34 protein-coding genes are annotated in these 20,461 nt (G+C 43.2%); 5 read left to right on the top strand and 29 right to left on the bottom strand.

Features of this window, described 5'->3' with window-relative positions; genetic code table 11:
* Window positions 1-90: 90 nt before the first annotated feature.
* The 29 genes from rplQ to FTV03_RS00585 all read right to left on the bottom strand — a co-directional run bounded on the left by rplQ (window position 91) and on the right by FTV03_RS00585 (window position 14,650).
* On the bottom strand, window positions 91-456 hold the full coding sequence (gene rplQ, locus FTV03_RS00725; protein WP_005012953.1) for a 50S ribosomal protein L17: 366 nt from the start codon (window positions 454-456) through the stop codon (window positions 91-93).
* An 18-nt stretch (window positions 457-474) separates the two neighbouring features.
* The gene (locus tag FTV03_RS00720; protein ID WP_004650465.1) at window positions 475-1,482 is read right to left on the bottom strand and encodes a DNA-directed RNA polymerase subunit alpha; all 1,008 of its coding nucleotides are present in this window, start codon (window positions 1,480-1,482) and stop codon (window positions 475-477) included.
* 17 nt (window positions 1,483-1,499) lie between these two features.
* The gene (rpsD, locus tag FTV03_RS00715; protein WP_078192454.1) at window positions 1,500-2,126 is read right to left on the bottom strand and encodes a 30S ribosomal protein S4; all 627 of its coding nucleotides are present in this window, start codon (window positions 2,124-2,126) and stop codon (window positions 1,500-1,502) included.
* A 12-nt stretch (window positions 2,127-2,138) separates the two neighbouring features.
* A complete protein-coding gene (gene rpsK, locus FTV03_RS00710) occupies window positions 2,139-2,525 on the bottom strand; it encodes a 30S ribosomal protein S11 (RefSeq protein ID WP_001040166.1) in 387 nt (128 codons plus the stop codon).
* 19 nt (window positions 2,526-2,544) lie between these two features.
* Window positions 2,545-2,901, bottom strand: coding sequence for a 30S ribosomal protein S13 (gene rpsM / locus FTV03_RS00705; RefSeq protein ID WP_078189269.1), 357 nt, complete (start codon window positions 2,899-2,901; stop codon window positions 2,545-2,547).
* 107 nt (window positions 2,902-3,008) lie between these two features.
* Entirely contained in the window at window positions 3,009-3,125 is a 117-nt protein-coding gene (gene rpmJ / locus FTV03_RS00700) for a 50S ribosomal protein L36 (RefSeq protein WP_000867907.1), read from the bottom strand.
* A 20-nt stretch (window positions 3,126-3,145) separates the two neighbouring features.
* A complete protein-coding gene (secY, locus tag FTV03_RS00695; protein ID WP_171263746.1) occupies window positions 3,146-4,465 on the bottom strand; it encodes a preprotein translocase subunit SecY in 1,320 nt (439 codons plus the stop codon).
* 45 nt (window positions 4,466-4,510) lie between these two features.
* Entirely contained in the window at window positions 4,511-4,951 is a 441-nt protein-coding gene (rplO, locus tag FTV03_RS00690; RefSeq protein WP_078189271.1) for a 50S ribosomal protein L15, read from the bottom strand.
* Between the two features lie 3 nt (window positions 4,952-4,954).
* Window positions 4,955-5,131, bottom strand: coding sequence for a 50S ribosomal protein L30 (gene rpmD, locus FTV03_RS00685; protein WP_005012961.1), 177 nt, complete (start codon window positions 5,129-5,131; stop codon window positions 4,955-4,957).
* Between the two features lie 6 nt (window positions 5,132-5,137).
* On the bottom strand, window positions 5,138-5,635 hold the full coding sequence (rpsE, locus tag FTV03_RS00680) for a 30S ribosomal protein S5 (RefSeq protein WP_067762902.1): 498 nt from the start codon (window positions 5,633-5,635) through the stop codon (window positions 5,138-5,140).
* A 2-nt stretch (window positions 5,636-5,637) separates the two neighbouring features.
* A complete protein-coding gene (gene rplR, locus FTV03_RS00675) occupies window positions 5,638-5,988 on the bottom strand; it encodes a 50S ribosomal protein L18 (protein ID WP_180039482.1) in 351 nt (116 codons plus the stop codon).
* A gap of 14 nt (window positions 5,989-6,002) precedes the next feature.
* On the bottom strand, window positions 6,003-6,536 hold the full coding sequence (gene rplF / locus FTV03_RS00670) for a 50S ribosomal protein L6 (RefSeq protein WP_078189272.1): 534 nt from the start codon (window positions 6,534-6,536) through the stop codon (window positions 6,003-6,005).
* 13 nt (window positions 6,537-6,549) lie between these two features.
* A complete protein-coding gene (gene rpsH, locus FTV03_RS00665) occupies window positions 6,550-6,945 on the bottom strand; it encodes a 30S ribosomal protein S8 (RefSeq protein ID WP_078189273.1) in 396 nt (131 codons plus the stop codon).
* Window positions 6,946-6,957: 12 nt separating this feature from the next.
* Entirely contained in the window at window positions 6,958-7,263 is a 306-nt protein-coding gene (gene rpsN, locus FTV03_RS00660) for a 30S ribosomal protein S14 (protein ID WP_067762906.1), read from the bottom strand.
* Between the two features lie 9 nt (window positions 7,264-7,272).
* Window positions 7,273-7,809, bottom strand: coding sequence for a 50S ribosomal protein L5 (gene rplE / locus FTV03_RS00655; protein ID WP_067762907.1), 537 nt, complete (start codon window positions 7,807-7,809; stop codon window positions 7,273-7,275).
* A 15-nt stretch (window positions 7,810-7,824) separates the two neighbouring features.
* On the bottom strand, window positions 7,825-8,142 hold the full coding sequence (gene rplX, locus FTV03_RS00650) for a 50S ribosomal protein L24 (protein WP_078189274.1): 318 nt from the start codon (window positions 8,140-8,142) through the stop codon (window positions 7,825-7,827).
* A gap of 9 nt (window positions 8,143-8,151) precedes the next feature.
* Window positions 8,152-8,520 carry a 50S ribosomal protein L14 gene (gene rplN, locus FTV03_RS00645; RefSeq protein WP_005012978.1) on the bottom strand — a complete coding sequence of 123 codons (369 nt, stop codon included), beginning with the start codon at window positions 8,518-8,520 and terminating at the stop codon, window positions 8,152-8,154.
* 89 nt (window positions 8,521-8,609) lie between these two features.
* On the bottom strand, window positions 8,610-8,867 hold the full coding sequence (gene rpsQ / locus FTV03_RS00640; protein ID WP_078189275.1) for a 30S ribosomal protein S17: 258 nt from the start codon (window positions 8,865-8,867) through the stop codon (window positions 8,610-8,612).
* Window positions 8,864-9,061 (bottom strand): 50S ribosomal protein L29, encoded by a 198-nt coding sequence (rpmC, locus tag FTV03_RS00635; protein ID WP_005012982.1) that lies wholly within the window; start codon window positions 9,059-9,061, stop codon window positions 8,864-8,866. The genes rpsQ and rpmC overlap by 4 nt, the downstream gene beginning before the upstream one ends.
* On the bottom strand, window positions 9,061-9,474 hold the full coding sequence (gene rplP / locus FTV03_RS00630; protein ID WP_068909575.1) for a 50S ribosomal protein L16: 414 nt from the start codon (window positions 9,472-9,474) through the stop codon (window positions 9,061-9,063). The genes rpmC and rplP overlap by 1 nt, the downstream gene beginning before the upstream one ends.
* A 3-nt stretch (window positions 9,475-9,477) precedes the next feature.
* Window positions 9,478-10,230 (bottom strand): 30S ribosomal protein S3, encoded by a 753-nt coding sequence (rpsC, locus tag FTV03_RS00625; RefSeq protein ID WP_078189277.1) that lies wholly within the window; start codon window positions 10,228-10,230, stop codon window positions 9,478-9,480.
* Window position 10,231: 1 nt separating this feature from the next.
* Window positions 10,232-10,561: a 50S ribosomal protein L22 gene (gene rplV / locus FTV03_RS00620; protein ID WP_035265103.1), complete on the bottom strand. Its 330-nt coding sequence runs from the start codon at window positions 10,559-10,561 to the stop codon at window positions 10,232-10,234.
* A gap of 11 nt (window positions 10,562-10,572) precedes the next feature.
* Window positions 10,573-10,848: a 30S ribosomal protein S19 gene (rpsS, locus tag FTV03_RS00615; protein WP_004281508.1), complete on the bottom strand. Its 276-nt coding sequence runs from the start codon at window positions 10,846-10,848 to the stop codon at window positions 10,573-10,575.
* Between the two features lie 19 nt (window positions 10,849-10,867).
* Entirely contained in the window at window positions 10,868-11,692 is an 825-nt protein-coding gene (gene rplB, locus FTV03_RS00610; RefSeq protein ID WP_078189278.1) for a 50S ribosomal protein L2, read from the bottom strand.
* A gap of 11 nt (window positions 11,693-11,703) precedes the next feature.
* On the bottom strand, window positions 11,704-12,024 hold the full coding sequence (rplW, locus tag FTV03_RS00605) for a 50S ribosomal protein L23 (protein WP_005012992.1): 321 nt from the start codon (window positions 12,022-12,024) through the stop codon (window positions 11,704-11,706).
* Entirely contained in the window at window positions 12,021-12,623 is a 603-nt protein-coding gene (gene rplD / locus FTV03_RS00600; RefSeq protein ID WP_078189279.1) for a 50S ribosomal protein L4, read from the bottom strand. Before rplD ends, rplW begins: the two co-directional genes overlap by 4 nt.
* Before the next feature lie 11 nt (window positions 12,624-12,634).
* Entirely contained in the window at window positions 12,635-13,273 is a 639-nt protein-coding gene (rplC, locus tag FTV03_RS00595; RefSeq protein WP_078189280.1) for a 50S ribosomal protein L3, read from the bottom strand.
* A gap of 59 nt (window positions 13,274-13,332) precedes the next feature.
* Entirely contained in the window at window positions 13,333-13,644 is a 312-nt protein-coding gene (gene rpsJ / locus FTV03_RS00590) for a 30S ribosomal protein S10 (RefSeq protein WP_000070912.1), read from the bottom strand.
* 268 nt (window positions 13,645-13,912) lie between these two features.
* Entirely contained in the window at window positions 13,913-14,650 is a 738-nt protein-coding gene (locus FTV03_RS00585) for a type 1 glutamine amidotransferase (RefSeq protein ID WP_180039480.1), read from the bottom strand.
* A 158-nt stretch (window positions 14,651-14,808) separates the two neighbouring features.
* On the opposite strand from FTV03_RS00585, the gene FTV03_RS00580 reads away from it, so the two are divergent.
* The 5 genes from FTV03_RS00580 (at window position 14,809) to yihA (ending at window position 20,444) form a co-directional block, all read left to right on the top strand.
* On the top strand, window positions 14,809-16,011 hold the full coding sequence (locus FTV03_RS00580; RefSeq protein ID WP_180039478.1) for a PLP-dependent transferase: 1,203 nt from the start codon (window positions 14,809-14,811) through the stop codon (window positions 16,009-16,011).
* Window positions 16,012-16,025: 14 nt separating this feature from the next.
* Window positions 16,026-17,609 carry a helicase HerA-like domain-containing protein gene (locus tag FTV03_RS00575; RefSeq protein WP_180039476.1) on the top strand — a complete coding sequence of 528 codons (1,584 nt, stop codon included), beginning with the start codon at window positions 16,026-16,028 and terminating at the stop codon, window positions 17,607-17,609.
* A 150-nt stretch (window positions 17,610-17,759) separates the two neighbouring features.
* The gene (hmpA, locus tag FTV03_RS00570) at window positions 17,760-18,968 is read left to right on the top strand and encodes an NO-inducible flavohemoprotein (RefSeq protein ID WP_078192460.1); all 1,209 of its coding nucleotides are present in this window, start codon (window positions 17,760-17,762) and stop codon (window positions 18,966-18,968) included.
* 86 nt (window positions 18,969-19,054) lie between these two features.
* The gene (locus FTV03_RS00565; RefSeq protein ID WP_078189285.1) at window positions 19,055-19,498 is read left to right on the top strand and encodes an Rrf2 family transcriptional regulator; all 444 of its coding nucleotides are present in this window, start codon (window positions 19,055-19,057) and stop codon (window positions 19,496-19,498) included.
* 85 nt (window positions 19,499-19,583) lie between these two features.
* Complete coding sequence (gene yihA / locus FTV03_RS00560; protein ID WP_180039474.1) at window positions 19,584-20,444, top strand: ribosome biogenesis GTP-binding protein YihA/YsxC; 861 nt, start codon at window positions 19,584-19,586, stop codon at window positions 20,442-20,444.
* Window positions 20,445-20,461 lie beyond the last annotated feature (17 nt).

Genomic DNA, 20,461 nt, shown 5'->3' with positions numbered 1-20,461 from the left:
AATATATAGCCACCACAAAACTGCAGGCATTAAAAAAGGTCGGTTAAAAACCGACCTTTTTTAGAACAACGTACGCTGCTCTTCACGAAATTAGTTAACTTCGCGATCTACTAGCTCAACGTAAGCCATCGGTGCAGCATCACCTGCACGGAAGCCCGCTTTAAGAACACGTAGATAACCGCCGTTACGTTCTTTGTAACGAGGGCCAAGAACGGTAAATAATTTACCAACAGTTGCAGCTGAACGAGTACGAGCAAACGCTAAACGGCGGTTTGCTACAGAATCGACTTTAGCTAAAGTGATTAAAGGCTCAGCAACACGACGCAATTCTTTTGCTTTAGGAACAGTAGTTTTAATTAACTCGTGTTCGAACAAAGAATTAGCCATGTTTTGGAACATCGCTTTACGATGACTGCTTGTACGGCCTAATTTCACACCACTATTACGATGACGCATGGTGATAGTCCTACTTAATTAACGGCTACGATAAGCAAAGCGATCGTCCATGCGGAGGCTAGCCGGTGGCCAGTTCTCTAAACGCATGCCCAATTGCAAGCCTTTCGATGCCAGAACATCTTTAATCTCAGTCAACGATTTTTTACCTAAGTTAGGAGTTTTAAGCAACTCAACTTCAGTACGTTGAACAAGATCGCCAATGTAGTAAATATTTTCTGCTTTCAAACAGTTAGCAGAACGAACAGTAAGCTCTAGATCATCTACTGGACGAAGCAAAATCGGATCAACTTCTTCACGAGGCTCTTGAGCAACTGGTGCTTGATCTTTCTGAAGATCAACAAAAATTGCAATTTGTTGTTGCAAGATTGTTGCCGCTTTGCGGATAGCTTCTTCAGGATCAACAGTACCGTTGGTTTCAAGATCAATGATCAATTTATCAAGGTCAGTACGTTGTTCTACACGAGCGTTTTCCACTGTGTAAGACACACGTTTGATTGGGCTGTAAGAAGCATCTAATTGCAAACGACCCACTGGGCGAGTTTCACCCTCAGGGAAGCGTGAATCAGAAGTCTCATAACCACGACCTTGAGAAACTTTCAGGCGCATTTTTAATGAGCCAGAAGCACTTAAAGTACCGATCAAATGTTCAGGGTTAACCACTTCAACATTGTGTGGTAAACGAAGGTCAGCGGCTGTAACGTCGCCAGGACCTTGTTTTTCCAATGTCAGATAAGCTTCATTTTGATCGAACAGCTTAATAGACAATCCTTTTAGGTTCAGCAAGAGCTCGACGATGTCCTGCTGCAAGCCTTCCAAAGTACTGTACTCGTGCTCGACACCTTCAATCTCTACTTCAACCACGGCTGCGCCAGGTAAAGAAGACAAAAGGATACGACGTAAAGCATTACCAAGAGTATGACCAAAGCCACGCTCTAATGGTTCTAGAATAACTTTTGCCGAGGTCCCGCTTGCCGCTTCGACCTTAATCGCTTGCGGAGTTAGAAACTCATTTGCAGTACGCGTCATTATTGCTACCTCAAGGATTATTTAGAATACAATTCTACAATCAAGCTTTCGTTGATTTCAGCAGGTAAATCAGAGCGATCTGGTGCAGCTTTGAACGTACCTTCCAATTTAGAATGATCAATTTCAATCCAAGATGGAATGCCACGTTGAGTCGCTAACTCAACTGCGTTTTTGATACGCAATTGTTGTTTAGCGCCTTCGTGAACTGCAACAACGTCACCAGCTTTAACTTGGATAGACGCGATGTTAACACGACGACCATTTAAAGTGATTGAACGGTGAGATACAAGCTGACGAGCTTCTGCACGTGTAGAACCAAAACCCATGCGATAAACAACGTTATCTAGACGGCTTTCAAGAAGTTTCAACAAGTTTTCACCTGTTGCGCCTTTAACACGAGCAGCTTCTTTGTAGTAGTTACTAAATTGACGCTCTAAAACACCGTACATACGACGTACTTTTTGTTTTTCACGTAATTGTAGTGAGTACTCAGATTGTTTGCCGCCACGAGCGCCACCATGTTGGCCAGGTGCTTTAGCAGCTTTTTTTGTTTTGACGTCAAATGGTTTAACGCCAGATTTTAATTGCAGGTCTGTCCCTTCGCGGCGAGAGAGTTTGCATTTTGGACCAATATAACGAGCCATGAATGTTTCTCCTTACACGCGACGTTTTTTAGGTGGACGGCAACCGTTGTGCGGGATTGGCGTCACATCGGTAATGCTGTTAATTTTATAACCCACTGCACCTAAAGCACGAACCGCAGATTCACGACCTGGACCAGGACCTTTTACAAGGACGTCCAAGTTTTTCAAACCGTAATCTAAAGCAGCTTTACCAGCAACTTCAGCAGCTACCTGAGCAGCAAACGGAGTTGATTTACGTGATCCACGGAAGCCTTGTCCACCAGAGGTAGCCCAAGCCAGTGCATTACCTTGACGATCGGTAATAGTCACAATGGTGTTATTAAAAGAAGCGTGAATGTGTGCAACACCTTCAGAGACGGTACGAGTGACCTTCTTGCGTGTGCGAGTATCTTTAGCCATCTTTTAGCTTCCAGAAATCTTATTTCTTAATAGGTTTGCGCGGACCTTTACGGGTACGTGCGTTAGTTTTGGTGCGTTGACCACGGACAGGCAAGCTGCGACGATGACGAAGACCGCGGTAGCAGCCTAAATCCATTAAACGTTTAATGTTCATGGAAATTTCGCGACGTAAATCACCTTCGGTAGGAACCTTAGTAACTTCTGCACGAATCGCATCAAGCTGAGCGTCATCTAATTCACGAATTTTAGTTGTTGGTGCAATACCAGCAGCAGCTAAGATAGCTTTTGCAGTGTGGCGACCAATACCAAAAATGTACGTTAGAGAGATAACAGCATGCTTGTTATCCGGAATGTTTACACCGGCAATACGAGCCATTCAATTTTCTCCAAAAAGGCAGTTAAGATAATCAACCGCCCGACAAAATCTTTGAGGGGCGGATAATAACCTAATTAGCCTACTGAAATCAACAGGTCTTGATCAGATTAACCTTGACGCTGCTTATGACGAGGTTCTGCGCTGCAAATTACGCGAATAACCCCATTACGACGGATAACTTTACAGCTACCACAAATTTTCTTTACAGAAGCTTGAACTTTCATAATGAAACCTCTAAGTGCGCTTATCCTTTCGGATGAGCAGTCGTTTTACGCATTAACGATTGATTGTCATATTGATGCGATGTGAGATGAGCTTGGAGCTGAGCCATAAAGTCCATCACCACCACCACTACGATCAGTAAAGACGTACCACCTAAGCTAAATGGAATACCAAATGAGCTTTGTAGAATCATCGGCATTAAACAGATGATTGTGATATAAACCGCGCCAATAAAAGTCAAACGATTCAAAATATGATCTAAATAGCGTGCAGTTTGCTCACCAGGACGAATACCCGGTACATAAGCACCACTACGTTTTAAATTCTCTGACACTTCTTTCGGGCTAAATACTAGCGCAGTATAGAAGTAACAGAAGAAGATAATTAATGCACCAAATAGCACCAAATACATCGGTTGACCCGGCGACAATACGAGTGCCAAATCTTGTAGGCCACGTTTAATCACACCAGCATTTGGATCTGCACTGCCAACCCATTGACCTAAGCTCGCTGGGAACAATAGCAATGAACTCGCAAAAATTGCAGGAATCACACCTGCCATATTAATTTTTAATGGCAAATGCGTTTGCTGAGCGGTAAATACACGACGACCTTGTTGTTTTTGAGCATAGTTTACCGGAATACGACGCTGCGCCTTCTCAATAAACACAATTGCTGCTAACACTGCAACAGAAAGCAATGCAAAGATTGCAAGACCAATTAAACTTGATTGGCCATTATCTACTGAGGTTAAAGATTGCAGAACCAAGTTCGGCAAACCAGCAACGATACCTGCGAAGATAATCATGGAAATACCATTCCCTACTCCACGCTCAGTAATTTGCTCACCTAACCACATCAGGAACATTGTACCTGCAACCAAAGAAGTTACAGCAGGAACGTAAAAAGCAAGTCCACTAGTCAAAGTAATATTTTGACTAATCAGACCTGCACACATCCCAACGGCTTGCACAAGTGCAAGAAACAATGTGCCTTGTCGCGTATATTGATTGATCTTACGCTTACCTTGTTCGCCTTCTTTCTTTAAAGCTTCCAGCGAAGGAACAACCGTAGACATTAACTGCACGATAATCGATGCAGAGATATACGGCATAATCCCAAGAGCAAGAATTGACATACGCTCTAATGCACCACCTGAGAACATGTTAAACAAACCAAGGATCGTACCTTGGTTTGCATTAAACAGATTCTCTAGTGCGGCATTGTTAATGCCCGGTACTGGAATATGTGCTCCCAGTCGAAAAACCAACAACGCCCCGATGAGGAACATCATACGGCGAATAATTTCACGATATTTCACATGAAAAGGTTGGCCTTTCATCATGTTAACATGACCTGTCGAACTAGGAGTCATAGACACTGGGGATTACTCCTCGACTTTACCGCCAGCAGCTTCAACAGCAGCTTTAGCGCCTTTAGTCAATGCAACACCTTGAACAGTGAACGCACGAGTAATTTCACCAGAAAGTACGATACGTGCACGTAACATATCTTTACGTACAACGTTAGCAGCTTTTAAAGTCTCAAGAGACACGATGTCGCCTTCAACTTTAGCAAGTTCTGATAAACGTACTTCAGCAGTTTTCAAAGCCATTTGGCTAGTGAAACCGAATTTAGGTAAACGACGATATAACGCAGTTTGACCACCTTCGAAACCAGGACGTGTACCACCGCTCTTACGTGAGTTTTGACCTTTGACACCACGGCCACCAGTCTTACCAACGCCAGAACCGATACCACGGCCTAAACGAAGGTTGTCACGCTTAGCACCTTCTGCAGGTGCAATTGTATTTAAACGCAGAGTCATGGCTTATTCCTCTACACTAACCATATAGTAAACTTGGTTGATCATACCACGGTTAGAAGGCGTATCTTGCACTTCAACTGTATGACCAATACGACGCAGACCTAAACCTTTAAGGCTAAGCTTGTGATTTTTCAAGCGGTGCGATGAAGATTTAGTCTGGGTAACTTTAATCGTTTTCATGATTGATTACCCTTGAATTTGTGCTACTGATAAACCACGTTTCGCAGCAACTTTCTCAGGAGAAGTCATATCACGCAAACCGTTAAAAGTTGCGTTTACTACGTTAGCAGCGTTAGTAGAACCATAACACTTAGTTAATACGTTACGTACACCTACAGCTTCTAAAACTGCACGCATAGCGCCACCAGCAATTACACCAGTACCTTCAGAAGCAGGTTGCATGTAAACGCGGCTTGCACCGTGACGAGCATTGATAGGGTGCTGAACAGTACCGTCAACAAGGTCAACAGTAATCATGTTGCGACGAGCAGCTTCAAGTGCTTTAGAAATAGCAGCTGGAACTTCACGTGCTTTACCACGACCAAAACCTACGCGACCATTACCATCACCCACAACAGTTAATGCTGTGAAAGAGAAGATACGACCACCCTTAACAACTTTGGCTACACGATCAACGGCAACCAGCTTTTCAACAAGACCTTCGTTTTGTTCAACTTTAGCCATGATTAGAACTCCAAGCCGTTTTCACGAGCAGCATCAGCCAAGGCTTTGATACGACCATGATATTTGAAACCAGAACGGTCAAATGCAACTTTAGTTACACCAGCCGCTTTAGCACGTTCTGCAATTAAAGCACCAACTTTCTGAGCCGATTCAACGTTACCAGTAGTACCAGCACGTAGAGTAACGTCTAAAGTAGAAGCTTGCGCTAATACTTTGCCACCATCTGCAGAGATAACTTGAGCATAGATGTGACGCGGAGTGCGGTTTACACACAAACGAGTCGCACCCAATGCACGGATGTGCAAGCGTGTGCTTTTCGCACGACGCAAACGGGATTGTTTCTTTTCGTTCATAAGAACCTCGCGCCTTATTTCTTCTTAGCTTCTTTACGAAGTACAACTTCGTCAGAATAACGAACACCTTTACCTTTATAAGGCTCTGGCGGACGGTAACCACGGATTTCTGCAGCAACTTGACCTAATTTAGCTTTATCAGCTGATTTAAGTACAATTTCAGTTGCAGTAGGAGTTTCTGCAGTTACACCTTCAGGAAGGTTGTAGTCGATCGGGTGAGAGAAACCAAGGTTAAGGTTAACAATGTTACCTTTAACCGCAGCTTTATAACCAACACCGATAAGCTGTAACTTACGTTCGAAACCTTCGTTAACACCTTTTACAAGGTTGTTAAGCACAGCGCGAGCAGTACCAGCTTGCATCCAAGCATCTTTAGATTCAGCTTTAGGAGCAATAACTAGAGTACCGTCTTCCTGTTTTAGCTCGACCAGCGCATGCAGGTTGAAAGACAATGTACCTTTGCTGCCTTTCACTTCGACCTGCCGGCCGTTCTGAGTAACTGTAACACCGTTAGGTACAGTTACTGGGGCTTTAGCCACACGAGACATGAGGAATCACCTATTAAGAAACAAAAGCAATAACTTCACCACCGATACCTGCAGCACGTGCAGCGCGATCAGTCATGATGCCTTTGCTTGTAGAAACAATTGCAATACCTAAACCTTGCTTAACGCTAGGAAGTGCATCTTTACCGCGATATTGACGTAGACCAGGACGGCTTACGCGTTTCACAGTATCGATAACTGGTTTGCCTTCGAAATATTTTAAAGTAATCGTTAAAGTTGCTTTGCCTTCATTGTCAGCAACAGCTACATCAGCGATATAACCTTCTTGTTGAAGTACGTTAGCAATCGCAACTTTCAACTTTGAGTTTGGCATAGAAACAGTTTGTTTCTTTGCCATTTGTGCGTTACGAACACGTGTTAGCATGTCGGCAACGGTATCTTGCATACTCATTTATAGTGCTCCTTACCAGCTTGCCTTAACAACGCCCGGTACATCACCTTGCATTACTGTTTCACGTAATTTGTTACGGCTTAAACCGAACTTACGGAAGTAACCATGAGGACGACCAGTTAAACCACAACGGTTACGTAGACGTACTGGAGACGCATTACGTGGTAATGCTTGAAATTTCATCATCGCTTCGAAACGTTCTTCGTCTGATGCATTTACGTTTGCGATAATTGCTTTTAATTCAGCACGTTTCGCAGCGTATTTAGCAACAGTAGCTTCGCGTTTCAATTCGCGATTAATCATACCTTTCTTAGCCATATCGACCTCTTATTTGAACGGGAAGCCGAATGCACGCATAAGCGCACGGCCTTCGTCATCGGTGCGAGCAGTCGTAGTGATGGTAATGTCCATACCACGAATACGATCAATCTTATCAAAATCGATTTCAGGGAACATGATTTGTTCCTTAAGACCCATTGAGTAGTTACCACGACCATCGAATGATTTCGCAGAGAAACCACGGAAGTCACGGATACGAGGGATCGCGATAGAGATCAAACGGTCTAAGAATTCGTACATACGTTCGCCGCGTAAAGTAACTTTACAGCCGATCGGCCAACCATCACGGATTTTGAAACCAGCGATAGATTTACGAGCTAAAGTAAGTACTGGTTTTTGACCAGCAATTGCTTGCATATCAGAAAGAGCGCCATCTAACAATTTCTTGTCAGCTGATGCAGCACCAACACCCATGTTGATGGTGATTTTTGTAATGCGAGGAATATCCATCACATTCTTAACGCCCAATGTTTCTTTTAATTGAGCCTTAAGTTCGTCGTTGTAACGCGTTTTAAGTCTGGCCATTGCCTAGTCAACCTATTACTTCGCTACCGCCACTGATTCACCATTAGATTTGAATACGCGAGTTTTCACGCCTTCAATCACTTGGTAACCAACACGGTCAGCCTTTTGGGTTGTAGCATTAAAAATTGCCACGTTAGAGATATGAAGCTCAGCTTCTTGAGTTACGATGCCGCCTTCAGCGCCAGTAGCTCGGTTAGGCTTTTGATGCTTCGTTACCAAGTTAAGGCCTTCAACCTTAACACGGTCATTTGAAACAGACAAAACAGTACCTTGTTTGCCTTTTTCTTTACCTGCGATCACAATTACTTGATCGCCCTTTTTAATCTTAGCCATGAGTGCCTCTTATAGAACTTCAGGAGCCAATGAAATAATTTTCATGAACTGTTCAGTACGAAGTTCACGAGTCACTGGTCCGAAAATACGAGTTGCAATCGGCGCTTTGTTGTTGTTCAAAATAACAGCTGCGTTATCGTCGAAACGAATAACTGAACCATCTGCACGACGGATGCCGAATTTTGTACGTACAACTACAGCATTCATCACGTCACCTTTTTTAACACGTGCGCGTGGAATAGCTTCTTTTACAGTAACTTTAATAATGTCGCCAACAGAAGCATAACGACGATGTGAACCACCAAGTACTTTAATACATTGTACGCGGCGAGCACCACTGTTGTCTGCTACGTCGAGCATACTTTCGGTTTGAATCATTGCCCTACTCCAAAACCGAGCATCACCGGTCGCAATTTCGAAAGGCTCAAAGAGTACTCGAAATTGACCGATGATGCAAGAACGTTTAATTACTCAGCAGCAGCTTCAACAACTTCAACTAAAGTCCAAGACTTAGTTTTAGAAATTGGGCGGCTTTCTTTGATGCTTACTACGTCGCCAACTTTAGCAACATTGTTTTCATCATGAGCGTGTAATTTAGTTGAACGGCGTATTGATTTGCCATACAACGGGTGTTGAACGCGGCGTTCGATAAGAACAACGATAGACTTGTCCATCTTGTCGCTAACTACTTTACCGGTTAACGTGCGAACTGTTTGTTCACTCATTGTCCGTTCCCCTGTTTTTCGGTAAGGAGGGTCTTAATACGAGCAATTGTCTTACGAGTAAGCGCAACTTCGTGCGATTTACCCAATTGACCAGTTGCTTTCGCCATACGAAGACGGAATTGGTTAAGCTGTTGCTCATCAAGCAAAGCTGTCAACTCTTCTACCGACTTTTCACGTAGATCATTAGTTTTCATTACATTACCGTCCGAGTCACGATAGTGGTTTTAAACGGAAGTTTTGCAGCAGCAAGCGTAAACGCTTCGCGAGCAAGTTCTTCGTTAACACCATCAATTTCGTACAAGACTTTACCTGGTTTGATTTGGCAAACCCAGTATTCCACAGAACCTTTACCTTTACCCATACGAACTTCTAATGGTTTTTCAGTAATTGGTTTGTCTGGGAAAACACGGATAAAGATCTTACCACCACGTTTAATACGACGGCTGATTGTACGACGCGCTGCTTCAATTTGACGTGCGGTCATTTGACCACGTTCAACTGATTTAAGTGCAATAGTACCAAAAGATACTGAGCTACCGCGATGTGCTAGACCAGTGTTACGGCCTTTTTGCACTTTACGGAATTTAGTACGTTTAGGTTGTAACATGGATTATTCTCCTTTTTCAGCAGAACGATCATTGCGACGACCACGACGCTCTTGACCTTCACCACGACCACGGCCACGTTTAGCTGGACGTTCTTCAGCTGGAGCTGGGTTCATGACTTGTTTCATGCCGCCCAAGATCTCACCACGGAAGATCCACACTTTAACGCCGATCGTACCGTAAGTAGTCTCAGCACGCATAGTAGCATAGTCGATGTCAGCACGAAGAGTATGAAGAGGTACACGACCTTCACGATACCATTCAGTACGAGCAATCTCAGCACCACCTAGACGGCCTGAAACTTCTACTTTGATACCTTTAGCACCAGCACGCATAGAGTTTTGAACCGCACGCTTCATAGCACGACGGAACATTACACGTTTTTCTAATTGAGAAGCGATTGCTTCAGCAACTAAACGAGCGTCTAAATCTGGGCGATCGATTTCGTTGATACTTACTTGCGCAGGAACACCCATAATGGCTGTTAATTCGCGTTGTAATTTCTCAATGTCTTCGCCTTTTTTACCGATCACGATACCAGGACGTGCAGTGCTAATAGTTACTTTAGCTGCGCCTGTAGGGCGTTCGATAAGAATATTGCTTACCATCGCATTCTTAAGTTTTTTAGTTAAAAACTCACGAACTTGAAGATCTTTTAGCAAATATTCAGCATATTGTTTCGGATTCGCATACCAGTTAGCGTTATGACGTTTCACAACACCTAGGCGGATACCGATTGGATGAACCTTCTGACCCATATCAAACCCCTACCTTAACGGTAATGTGACAAGTACGCTTAGTAATACGATCTGCACGGCCTTTAGCACGTGGCAAAATACGTTTCAGGCTCATGCCTTCATCAACGTAGATCGTAGAAACTTTAAGGTCGTCTACATCTAAACTGTTATTGTGTTCAGCGTTTGCAATCGCAGATTCCAATGCTTTTTTAACTAAAACTGCAGCTTTTTTGTTGCTGAAGTTTAAGATATTTAAAGCATGCGCAACAGATTTGCCGCGAATTAGGTCTGCAACCAAACGTGCTTTTTGTGCCGAGATAGCGGCACCGCGTAATTTAGCAGTTACTTCCATCATAGCACCTATTAACGTTTAGACTTCTTGTCAACACCGTGACCACGATAGGTACGAGTTGGCGCGAATTCACCTAATTTATGACCAACCATATGCTCAGATACGATCACTGGAACATGGTTACGGCCATTGTGTACAGAAATTGTTAGACCAACAAAATCCGGTAAGATCATCGAACGACGCGACCAAGTTTTGATCGGCTTACGGTTATTAGCCGCGATAGCCGCTTCAACCTTAGCGAACAAGTGCGCATCGACGAATGGGCCTTTTTTCAGAGAACGAGGCATTGTCAGATTCCTTTACTTGTTACTTAACGCGACGGTCGCGAATGATCATCTTAGTCGTACGCTTGTTGGTACGTGTTTTGTACCCTTTAGCTTTTTGACCCCATGGACTTACAGGTTGAATACCTTTGTTACGTCCTTCACCACCACCATGTGGATGGTCTACTGGGTTCATCGCCATACCACGTACGGTAGGACGAACGCCACGCCAGCGTGATGCACCTGCTTTACCAAGTGAACGAAGGTTGCTTTCTGAGTTAGAAACTTCACCTAACACAGCACGGCATTCAACGTGTACTTTACGCATTTCGCCTGAACGAAGACGAATGATAGCGTAAGAACCGTCACGACCCAACAATTGAGCAGATGTACCAGCAGAACGTACTAATTGTGCGCCTTTACCGATTTTAAGCTCGATGTTGTGAAGAGTAGAACCGATAGGCATGTTGCGAAGTGGCAAGCAGTTACCTGGACGGATTGGAGCATCGTTACCAGATTGAACTTGATCACCAGCGCGAAGGCCTTTAGGTGCAATAATATAGCGACGTTCACCGTCAGCATATTTCAATAAAGCAATATGAGCTGTACGGTTTGGATCGTATTCAATACGCTCAACTACAGCAGGGATGCTGTCTTTGTTACGTTTGAAGTCTACGATACGGTAGTGCTGTTTATGACCACCACCAACGTGACGAGTTGTAATGTGACCGTTGTTATTACGACCGCCAGTACGTTTTTTAGCTTCAACCAACGGAGCATATGGCGCGCCTTTGTGAAGGTGGTTATGAACCACTTTCTCTACAAAGCGACGTCCTGGAGACGTTGGCTTACATTTTTGAATCGGCATAATTTTCGTCCTTATTCCGCTGCGTTTTCAGCGGTATCGCCCAAGTCAGCCATTTCAACATCTTGGCCAGCTTTCAGGGTGACGTATGCTTTTTTAACATCAGAACGACGTCCTAATGTTTTACCAAAGCGTTTAGTCTTACCTTTAGTGATCGTTGTGTTAACTTTAACAACTTGAACACCAAATAGTTGCTCAACAGCTTTTTTGATCTCAAGTTTGTTTGCATCTAGTGCAACTTTGAACACTTGAACACCAGCAGTTTCGCCTAAAACTTGTGCTTTTTCTGAGAATACAGGTCCTTGTAGGACTTGATAGATACGTTCGTTGTTCATCCGAGTTCTACCTCAATTTTCTTAGCAGCAGCAACAGACATAACAACTTTATCGAACGCGATCAAGCTAACAGGATCGATTGCAGCAGCATCAACCACATCAACGTGTGGAATGTTGCGAGCAGCAAGATACAAGTTCTCATCAACAGCATCTGTAACGATTAATGCACGAGGTGCATTCAAGTCGTTAAGTTTTGCAAGCAATTCTTTAGTTTTTGGAGCTGCAACAGCAATCTCTTCAACTAAAACAAGGCGATCTTGACGAACAAGCTCAGCCAGGATGCATTGCATAGCACCGCGATACATTTTACGGTTTACTTTTTGAGACCAGTCTTGTGGACGAGCAGCAAAAGTTTTACCACCGCCAACCCAGATTGGGCTACGAATAGAACCAGCACGAGCGCGGCCAGTACCTTTTTGACGGAAAGGTTTTTTACCACCGCCAGAAACGTCAGCACGTGATTTTTGCGCTTTAGAACCTTGACGACCACCAGCTAAGTAAGCTGTAACAACTTGGTGTACAAGAGCTTCGTTAAAATCACGACCAAACGCAACTTCAGATAACTCAACAGCAGAGCCGGAAACAGTATTTAAATTCACGTTATTTCCCCTCAGGCCTTGATAGTAGGACGAACAGTAACGTCGCCACCAGTAGCACCAGGAACCGCGCCTTTAACAACTAGAACTGAACGTTCTGCGTCGATAGCAACGATTTCAAGACCCTGTGTAGTTACACGTTCAGCACCTAAATGACCAGGCATTTTTTTGCCTTTGAACACGCGACCAGGAGTCTGGTTTTGACCTGTAGAACCGATAACACGGTGAGATACAGAGTTACCATGTGTAGCGTCTTGAGTACGGAAGTTCCAACGCTTAACACCACCTTGGAAACCTTTACCTTTAGATGTACCAGTAACGTCAACAATTTGACCCACTGTAAACACATCTACACCGATAGTTCCGCCAACTTCACGACCTTCAAGATCAGCTTCTGTAGCGCGAAATTCTTGAACTAGACGACCAGCAGCTACACCAGCTTTCGCAAAGTGACCTTTCTGAGCGTTAGTTACGCGAGATTCGCGACGTTCACCAGTAGTGATTTGAATCGCTTGATAACCATCAGTTTCAAGCGTTTTGATTTGTGTGATGCGGTTAGGATCAACCTCAATCACTGTTACAGGTACAGAAACACCAGCATCTGTAAAGATACGTGTCATACCGCACTTGCGACCGACTAAACCAATAGCCATGTGCATAAACCTCTAAAAAAGCGGCCTAATTAACTTAGAGCGTTAATTAACCAAAAGCCTTAACCCAAAGCGATCTGAACATCAACACCAGCTGCAAGATCTAACTTCATCAATGCATCAACAGTTTTATCTGTAGGCTGAACGATGTCGATCAAACGTTTGTAAGTGCGGATCTCGTATTGGTCACGCGCATCTTTGTTAACGTGTGGTGATGTTAAAACGTTAAAACGTTCGATACGTGTAGGCATCGGGATTGGACCACAAACTTGTGCGCCAGTACGTTTTGCTGTTTCTACGATTTCTTGAGCTGATTGATCAATTAGACGGTGATCAAAAGACTTAAGACGGATACGAATTCTCTGGTTAGACATACCAGTTAACTCCAAGCCAAATATATAAAGAATCACCCTTGACGCATCTCACCCCACTTTTAAAAGAGGCAAGTGTCAAGAGCAGTGAAATATCACTAAGGTCACGATCGATGCCGCGACTGTCACGATGTTAACTACTTTTTCGTAGCTAACCCCCTTCATCAAAGGGTCGCCCATTATAGCTATTGTTTAATGCATAAGCAAATCTCTTTTGCTGTTTTTCTTATATTTTTCATTTTTTATGCAAGATCAATTGCTTAACTTTTAATCAATAGGCATTTTTTCTTAATACATACTCTATTGCTTGGTTTAGTATTTGATTTCCCTCAATAAATTTGTTTTTTGCGCTTTTCCGTAGATCATGTACTGGCTGCACATGTGTTCCTGAAAAAAATGCCACTTCTTCATCATTTTCCAAAAATAAATCGAGTACTTCAGGAGTAATTTCAGGATGAAATTGAAAGCCCAAAACATTTTGTCCGATTTGATACATTTGATTACGACATGCATCATTTTCCGCCAGTAATACTGCTCCTTTGGGAATTTCAAATGTTTCACTATGCCACTGCATGACTTTAAACTCTTCAGGTAGTTTGAAACAGTCATGCGGTACGTTAGCGACCTTACGGATGGTCGTCCAACCCAATTCTTGTTGTGCATTTCGACTCACCGCACCACCCAAAGCATTAGCAATCAATTGCCCACCTAAGCAAAGCCCGATTGCGGGTTTACCGAGGGCTAAATAGCGTCGCAGCCAACGCTTTTCTATTTTTAACCATGGGAAATTTGCCTCATCATTTACGCTCATGGTTCCACCCATAATGATAAGTAAATCGACATCTTCAACATGCGGCAAAGCCTCGAGATCCAAGGTTTGATCGACAGGTAATGCAAAGAATTCTGTGGCCGTAATTTTGGCCTGATGCTGTTTTAAAAATTCATAACAACTGCCGAACCCTTCGCCAGCAATATGCTGAAAATAATGTACTTTTAAATGCGACTTCATGCGCTAAACCTATTGTTGTTGCTCTGATATCGGTTTTGCAAGAATGAAGCCAACTTTGCTTTTCACTTAATTTTCTATACAAAAGCATCGTAAATCCATGCGTTTTAGTCGTATTCTTTTGAACATTCATTATTATTTTGATCATTTCAGAGCGCCACGTGAAAAAGAATCCTCAAACTGAACTCATTCATGCACCAAGAAAGGCACCGCAATACATCAATAGTGTTCAACCTCCCCTGTTTCGTGCATCCACTATAATTTTCGAAAATACAGATGCGCTATTTAATCGCCATTGGACTGATGATTATGACTATAGCTATGGCACACATGGCACACCTACCACCTTTACTCTAGGGGATCAGCTTGCTCAGATTGAAGGTGGTTTGTATCACTTACTCGCACCAAGCGGTTTATCTGCGATTAATTTGGTCAATTCATGTTTCTTAAGTCAGGGGGATGAAGTTTGGGTCGCAGATAATATCTATGGCCCAAATATGGAACATTTACGCAATCTAGAAACCCGCTATGGCATCGTGGTCAAGGTTTATAACCCGATTGATGTCAACTCATTCACACCTTCAGCGCAAGCCAAGCTTATCTGGTTAGAAGCGGCAGGTTCTGTCACTTTAGAGTTTCCAAATTTAGTCGGCTTGGTCAAAAAAGCCCAAGCGCAAAACATCCTCACTGCACTGGACAATACATGGGGCGCAGGACTTGCCTTTAATGCTTTTGATTTTAGTGCTGAGCATCTGGGTGTCGATATCAGTGTGCATGCCTTGACCAAATACCCAAGTGGCGGTGGCGATATTTTAATGGGCTCGGTAATTACACGAGATAAAAAGCTTCATCACAAACTGTTTCGTGCGCATGCCATTCAAGGCATTTGTATCTCTGGTGATGACGCCGCGCAAGTACAACGCAGTCTGGCTTCTATGCGCCTGCGCTATGAACACCAGTCCCAAAGTGCTTTAACTTTATTAAATTGGCTAAAACAGCAGCCAGCCTTTGTACAGGTTTTACATCCTGCTGATGAAGCTTCCGCAGGACATCAGCATTGGAAAGAAATTTGTACAGAACAACACAGTGCCGGCTTGGTCAGCGTGGTATTTAATGAAAAATATAGCTTGCAAGATGTACGCCGCTTTTGCGATGCGCTGAAACTCTTTAAGCTTGGTTTTAGCTGGGGTGGCCCAGTCAGTTTAGTCATGCTATATAACTTAAAAGATATGCGTGTACTCGAACATTCACATATTCAAGCCGGCTTACTGGTTCGCTTTTGTATAGGACTAGAACATCCTGCAGATTTAATACAAGATATAGAAAACGCACTACAACATTTAAATAAACAGCAACTCGAATAAATACAGGAACATCTATGGGTACACCAATTATTATTGGCAAAAAAACACAAGACACCACACAAGATGTGGTGCTTCATTCACAATTTGCAAACCGCCATGGTTTGATTGCTGGGGCCACAGGTACTGGTAAGACGGTGACGTTGAAGGTGTTGGCAGAAAGTTTTTCTCGGCTGGGTGTACCTGTATTTTTAGCCGATGCCAAAGGGGATGTTTCTAGCCTTGCCAAAGCAGGTGAAAGCAATCCTAAGTTTGACGAACGAATTAAAAGTTTAAATATCGAGAGCATTCCTTTTGCTGCCTCCCCTGTGGTGTTTTGGGATTTGTTTGGTGAACAAGGACATTCCATTCGCACCACCATTTCTGAAATTGGTCCACTTCTCCTTGCCCGAATTCTGAATTTAAACGACACGCAAGAAGGCGTGTTATCTGCGGTCTTTCGTATTGCCGATGATCAGGGCTTATTGCTCATCGACTTTAAAGACTTAAAAGCCATGATTAGCTACGTCAGTGAACATGCAGCTGAATTTAAAAATGAATATGGCAATTTATCACCTGCAAGTTTAGGTGCGATACAACGTAATTTGCTCGCATTAGCAGATCAGGGCGGTGACAAGTTCTTTGGTGAGCCTGCACTCAATATCATGGATTTCATTCAAACGGATGCGCAAGGTCGCGGCAACATCAACCTGCTCGCCGCCGACAAGTTAATGAATACCCCTAAGCTCTATGCGACTTTCTTACTTTGGATGCTGTCAGAACTGTTTGAACAATTACCCGAAGTTGGAGATATGGATAAACCCAAACTGGTGTTCTTCTTTGATGAAGCGCATTTATTGTTTGATAATGCCAGCCCTGCTTTACAAGAAAAGATTGAACAAGTGGTTCGTCTAATTCGCTCTAAAGGCGTCGGGATTTACTTTGTAACGCAAAATCCACTTGACCTACCTGAGAGTGTTTTAGGACAACTGGGTAACCGCGTTCAGCATGCGCTACGTGCATTTACCCCGAAAGATCAGAAAGCTGTTAAGACGGCAGCAGATACTTTTCGAGCCAATCCTGCGTTTAAAGTCGATCAAGTGATTACGGAACTGGCTGTAGGTGAAGCACTGATTAGCTGTCTAGATGAACAAGGCACACCTCAAATTGTTGAACGTGCTTGGGTGATGCCACCCTACTCTTCATTTAGCCCAATTGCTGTAGAAGAACGCAAAGCTCTGATGGCAAATAGCGTTGTCGCAGGTGTGTATGACACCGAAGCAGATCGTGAAAGTGCCTATGAACTTTTACAAAATAAAGTGGCGGAGCGCCAACAACAAGCCGTCCAAGCGGAACAAGATAAAATAGAAGCCAAAGAACAAGAAGCGTTGGCCAAACAACAAGCCAAGGAAGCAGATGCACTCGCTAAACAGCAAGCGCGTGAACAAGAACGCCTTACACGCGAACAACAAAAAGAAGCTGAGCGCTCAGCCAAACAACGTGAAAAACTGATTCAAGACACGGTAGGAACTTTTGCAAAAAGTGCAGCACGCAGCTTGGGTGGGTCGACAGGTCAGAAAATTATCCGTGGCCTCTTAGGTTCTATCTTCGGCAAGAAATAATCTAAAAGCCCAATTAAAAAGTACAAATTTATGGAATCTTTTTATATTCCATAATTTTTTTATGGTTTTTACTAAAACATGTATTGCGCGGATGTATTTAAAAATGTATTTTAAATACATCTTATAAATAACAGCCATGAGAGATCAGCTATGACTCCGCAGCAAATTGACCTAGTAAAAGCTACTGTTCCTGTTCTACGTGAAAATGGTGTCGCGCTGACTGGTTACTTCTATAATCGTATGTTGGGCAATAACCCTGACCTCAAAGAAACCTTTAACATGGGACATCAGCGCAGCGGTGCTCAGGCACAAGCCTTGGCGGGTGCTGTATTGGCTTATGCTGAAAATATTGAGGACCCATCTGTACTTTTACCAGTTGTAGAATTAATTGCGCATAAACATGTGAGTCTTAACATTCAAGCGCCAGACTATAATATTGTCGGCGAAAATTTGCTGCACTCGATCAGTGAAGTATTAAGCATTTCAATGGAAGATCCACTGATTGCAGCTTGGGCAGCAGCATATGGACAATTGGCAGACTTGTTTATCAGCACTGAAAAAGCGATTTATGAGCAACATCAGCAAACTAAAGGCAGTTGGTTAGGTTGGCGTAATTTCAAAATCGCGAAAAAAGTGGCTGAAAGTGATGAAATCACCTCATTCTACCTTGAGCCTTCTGATGGTGGTGATTTACCAAAATATGAAGCAGGTCAGTACATCTCTGTACGTGTATTGGTCGATGAGCTGGGTCTAAAACAACCACGTCAATATACACTGTCGACCAGCCCACAAGACAACTACTTACGTATCTCTGTAAAACGTGAAGATCAGAAAGGTGACTTGGTTCCAGGTTGGGTATCAAATACACTGCATGGCTTGGAGATCGGTTCAGAAATCGAAGTGTCTGCACCAACAGGTAATTTCTTCCTGATTGATTCACAAAAACGCAATGTCTTTATCAGTGGTGGTGTAGGTCTAACACCAATGATTGCGATGCTAAATCAGTTGGTGACTTTAGACATGCCACAACCTGTAACATTTATCCATGCCTGCCGTAGCAAACAAGTGCATGCAATGCATAAACACATTCAGGATTTGGAAGCAAAATACCCACGTCTTAGCACCTTTACAGCGTATGAGTTCCCTCATGCTAATGATAAGTTAGGTGAAGATTATGATGCTGCTGGTCGTCTAGACTTAGGCAGCATGGATACTGCACTGTTACCGATCAATGCGGATTATTACCTTTGCGGTCCAATGCCATTTATGGCTGAACAACAGAAAGCTTTAATTGCTCGTGGTATTCCTGCTAGCAATATTCACAGCGAAGCTTTCGGCACTGGTGGTGTAAAACACTAACTAAGCTATTCACCTGAAATACAAAGGGTTAGTTTAGTTATGCTAGACTAGCCCTTATTTATTTCTCTCAGACTCACAGTATTATCATGCAACTCAATAAATTCACCGATTATGCATTACGCATTTTGCTCTATATCGCACGCCCTCGTGATGTGCCTTATAACATTGCTGAAATTGCAGAAGACCTGCATGTTTCGCGTAATCACTTGGTGAAAATTGTGCATTTTATGGCAAAACAAAACTGGTTAATCACCAGCCGCGGCAAAGGTGGCGGTATTCGTCTAAACCCTGAAGCACTTGACGCTCAGCTCGGTCAAATCGTACGGATTTTGCAAGGTAATCACCAGATTGTTGAATGCAATGACCCACCCTGCGTACTGCGCAGTCAGTGTGGTTTAAAAAGCATTTTAGACCAAGCTTTAGAACAGTTTTATCAAAGTCTCGATCAGTACAAACTTGCTGACGTCTTGCAACCAAGCAGCGCATCTAAATTTACAACACAATCTCCAATTCAAATGATCAATCTCTAATTTCACTTTGCCTGCGACAAAATTCGCTTGCCTGCCCGACTTCCTTTATAATGCATGTCGTTAAATCAGTTATTGAAGTTGGGTTATGCATCAGCACAGAGGAAAATCACGAAACAGTAAAGCGGCCAATGCGCCGAAGCAAAAGATTACTTATGAGAAAAAAGTAGACTCTGCGATTACTGAATATGCTGTGCGCTCGCTCAACTGGCTACGCAAAGCTGAGTTCTTAATGAGTGCGCCTAAACTCAACCTCTGCGTTGAAGATACCGGCTATGAAATTGCCTTTGCAGGTCGTTCTAATGCAGGTAAGTCGAGTGCCATTAATGCGCTCACTAATCAAAAACAATTGGCTCGTGCGTCGAAAAAACCGGGTCGTACCCAAATGATCAACTTTTTCAGTCTAGGAAATCCTGATCAGCGTTTGGTCGACTTGCCTGGTTATGGCTATGCCGCTGTACCTGAAGCGATGAAAATCGTGTGGCAAAAAGAGTTAGAAAACTATCTGATACACCGTGAAAGTTTACAAGGTCTTGTGCTGTTGATGGATATCCGTCATCCACTACAACACTTTGACGTCATGATGTTGGAATGGGCACATTCACGTAAATTGTTCGTACATGTACTCCTGACCAAATCAGATAAATTAAACCGTGGCCCAGCCTCTAAAGCACTACAAGAAGTGAAAGCAGCATTGAAAAAAATGAAGCTAAACTTCTCTATCCAATTGTTCTCATCATTGAATAAACAAGGTTTAGAAGAATTAGCGAGTGTCATGGCGGGTCGTCTCAACTTCACTCTAGAACAATCGACAGAGTTTGATCTCGACAGCATCCCTGAAGCATCAGAAGATGATATTGAAATCGATGCAGACGCGGAAGCATTCGATGACTTCCACACTACATCTGAAGACTTACCCCAAACTGAAGGCAAAAATTCAGACCACTAATCGAGTAATTTTAAAGT

It is taken from the genome of Acinetobacter sp. YH12218 (assembly GCF_013417925.1).
GTDB classification, from domain to species: domain Bacteria; phylum Pseudomonadota; class Gammaproteobacteria; order Pseudomonadales; family Moraxellaceae; genus Acinetobacter; species Acinetobacter amyesii.
This window is presented reverse-complemented; position numbering and strand designations above follow the sequence as displayed.

Excerpts from the sequence above, each read along its gene's own strand:
- rplX (WP_078189274.1), bottom strand. The coding sequence starts at position 8,142 with ATGGCTAAGATTAAAAAGGGCGATCAAGTAATTGTGATCGCAGGTAAA.
- rplE (WP_067762907.1), bottom strand. The coding sequence starts at position 7,809 with ATGGCCAGACTTAAAACGCGTTACAACGACGAACTTAAGGCTCAATTA.
- rpsC (WP_078189277.1), bottom strand. The coding sequence starts at position 10,230 with ATGGGTCAGAAGGTTCATCCAATCGGTATCCGCCTAGGTGTTGTGAAA.
- rplQ (WP_005012953.1), bottom strand. The coding sequence starts at position 456 with ATGCGTCATCGTAATAGTGGTGTGAAATTAGGCCGTACAAGCAGTCAT.
- rplN (WP_005012978.1), bottom strand. The coding sequence starts at position 8,520 with ATGATTCAAACCGAAAGTATGCTCGACGTAGCAGACAACAGTGGTGCT.
- rplC (WP_078189280.1), bottom strand. The coding sequence starts at position 13,273 with ATGGCTATTGGTTTAGTCGGTCGCAAGTGCGGTATGACACGTATCTTT.
- rpsD (WP_078192454.1), bottom strand. The coding sequence starts at position 2,126 with ATGGCTCGTTATATTGGTCCAAAATGCAAACTCTCTCGCCGCGAAGGG.
- rplP (WP_068909575.1), bottom strand. The coding sequence starts at position 9,474 with ATGTTACAACCTAAACGTACTAAATTCCGTAAAGTGCAAAAAGGCCGT.
- hmpA (WP_078192460.1), top strand. The coding sequence starts at position 17,760 with ATGACTCCGCAGCAAATTGACCTAGTAAAAGCTACTGTTCCTGTTCTA.
- rpsS (WP_004281508.1), bottom strand. The coding sequence starts at position 10,848 with ATGCCTCGTTCTCTGAAAAAAGGCCCATTCGTCGATGCGCACTTGTTC.
- rpmD (WP_005012961.1), bottom strand. The coding sequence starts at position 5,131 with ATGAAAACGATTAAAGTTACCCAGACTAAATCTTCATCGCACCGCTTG.
- rpsJ (WP_000070912.1), bottom strand. The coding sequence starts at position 13,644 with ATGTCTAACCAGAGAATTCGTATCCGTCTTAAGTCTTTTGATCACCGT.
- rpmC (WP_005012982.1), bottom strand. The coding sequence starts at position 9,061 with ATGAAAACTAATGATCTACGTGAAAAGTCGGTAGAAGAGTTGACAGCT.
- yihA (WP_180039474.1), top strand. The coding sequence starts at position 19,584 with ATGCATCAGCACAGAGGAAAATCACGAAACAGTAAAGCGGCCAATGCG.
- rpsM (WP_078189269.1), bottom strand. The coding sequence starts at position 2,901 with ATGGCTCGTATTGCCGGTGTAAACATTCCGGATAACAAGCATGCTGTT.
- FTV03_RS00585 (WP_180039480.1), bottom strand. The coding sequence starts at position 14,650 with ATGAAGTCGCATTTAAAAGTACATTATTTTCAGCATATTGCTGGCGAA.
- rpsK (WP_001040166.1), bottom strand. The coding sequence starts at position 2,525 with ATGGCTAAAGATACTCGCACACGCAAGAAGGTCACTCGTACCGTCTCT.
- rpsQ (WP_078189275.1), bottom strand. The coding sequence starts at position 8,867 with ATGAGTGAACAAACAGTTCGCACGTTAACCGGTAAAGTAGTTAGCGAC.
- FTV03_RS00575 (WP_180039476.1), top strand. The coding sequence starts at position 16,026 with ATGGGTACACCAATTATTATTGGCAAAAAAACACAAGACACCACACAA.
- rplV (WP_035265103.1), bottom strand. The coding sequence starts at position 10,561 with ATGGAAGTAACTGCTAAATTACGCGGTGCCGCTATCTCGGCACAAAAA.
- rplF (WP_078189272.1), bottom strand. The coding sequence starts at position 6,536 with ATGTCTCGTGTGGCTAAAGCCCCAGTAACTGTACCTAACGGTGTTACA.
- rpsN (WP_067762906.1), bottom strand. The coding sequence starts at position 7,263 with ATGGCTAAGAAAGGTATGATTAATCGCGAATTGAAACGCGAAGCTACT.
- rpmJ (WP_000867907.1), bottom strand. The coding sequence starts at position 3,125 with ATGAAAGTTCAAGCTTCTGTAAAGAAAATTTGTGGTAGCTGTAAAGTT.
- rpsH (WP_078189273.1), bottom strand. The coding sequence starts at position 6,945 with ATGAGTATGCAAGATACCGTTGCCGACATGCTAACACGTGTTCGTAAC.
- rplR (WP_180039482.1), bottom strand. The coding sequence starts at position 5,988 with ATGAACGAAAAGAAACAATCCCGTTTGCGTCGTGCGAAAAGCACACGC.
- rplO (WP_078189271.1), bottom strand. The coding sequence starts at position 4,951 with ATGACTCTGCGTTTAAATACAATTGCACCTGCAGAAGGTGCTAAGCGT.
- rplW (WP_005012992.1), bottom strand. The coding sequence starts at position 12,024 with ATGAACAACGAACGTATCTATCAAGTCCTACAAGGACCTGTATTCTCA.
- FTV03_RS00720 (WP_004650465.1), bottom strand. The coding sequence starts at position 1,482 with ATGACGCGTACTGCAAATGAGTTTCTAACTCCGCAAGCGATTAAGGTC.
- FTV03_RS00565 (WP_078189285.1), top strand. The coding sequence starts at position 19,055 with ATGCAACTCAATAAATTCACCGATTATGCATTACGCATTTTGCTCTAT.
- secY (WP_171263746.1), bottom strand. The coding sequence starts at position 4,465 with ATGAAAGGCCAACCTTTTCATGTGAAATATCGTGAAATTATTCGCCGT.
- rplB (WP_078189278.1), bottom strand. The coding sequence starts at position 11,692 with ATGCCGATTCAAAAATGTAAGCCAACGTCTCCAGGACGTCGCTTTGTA.
- rpsE (WP_067762902.1), bottom strand. The coding sequence starts at position 5,635 with ATGGCTAAAGTTGAACAAAACGAAGGTCTTGTTGAAAAGCTGGTTGCC.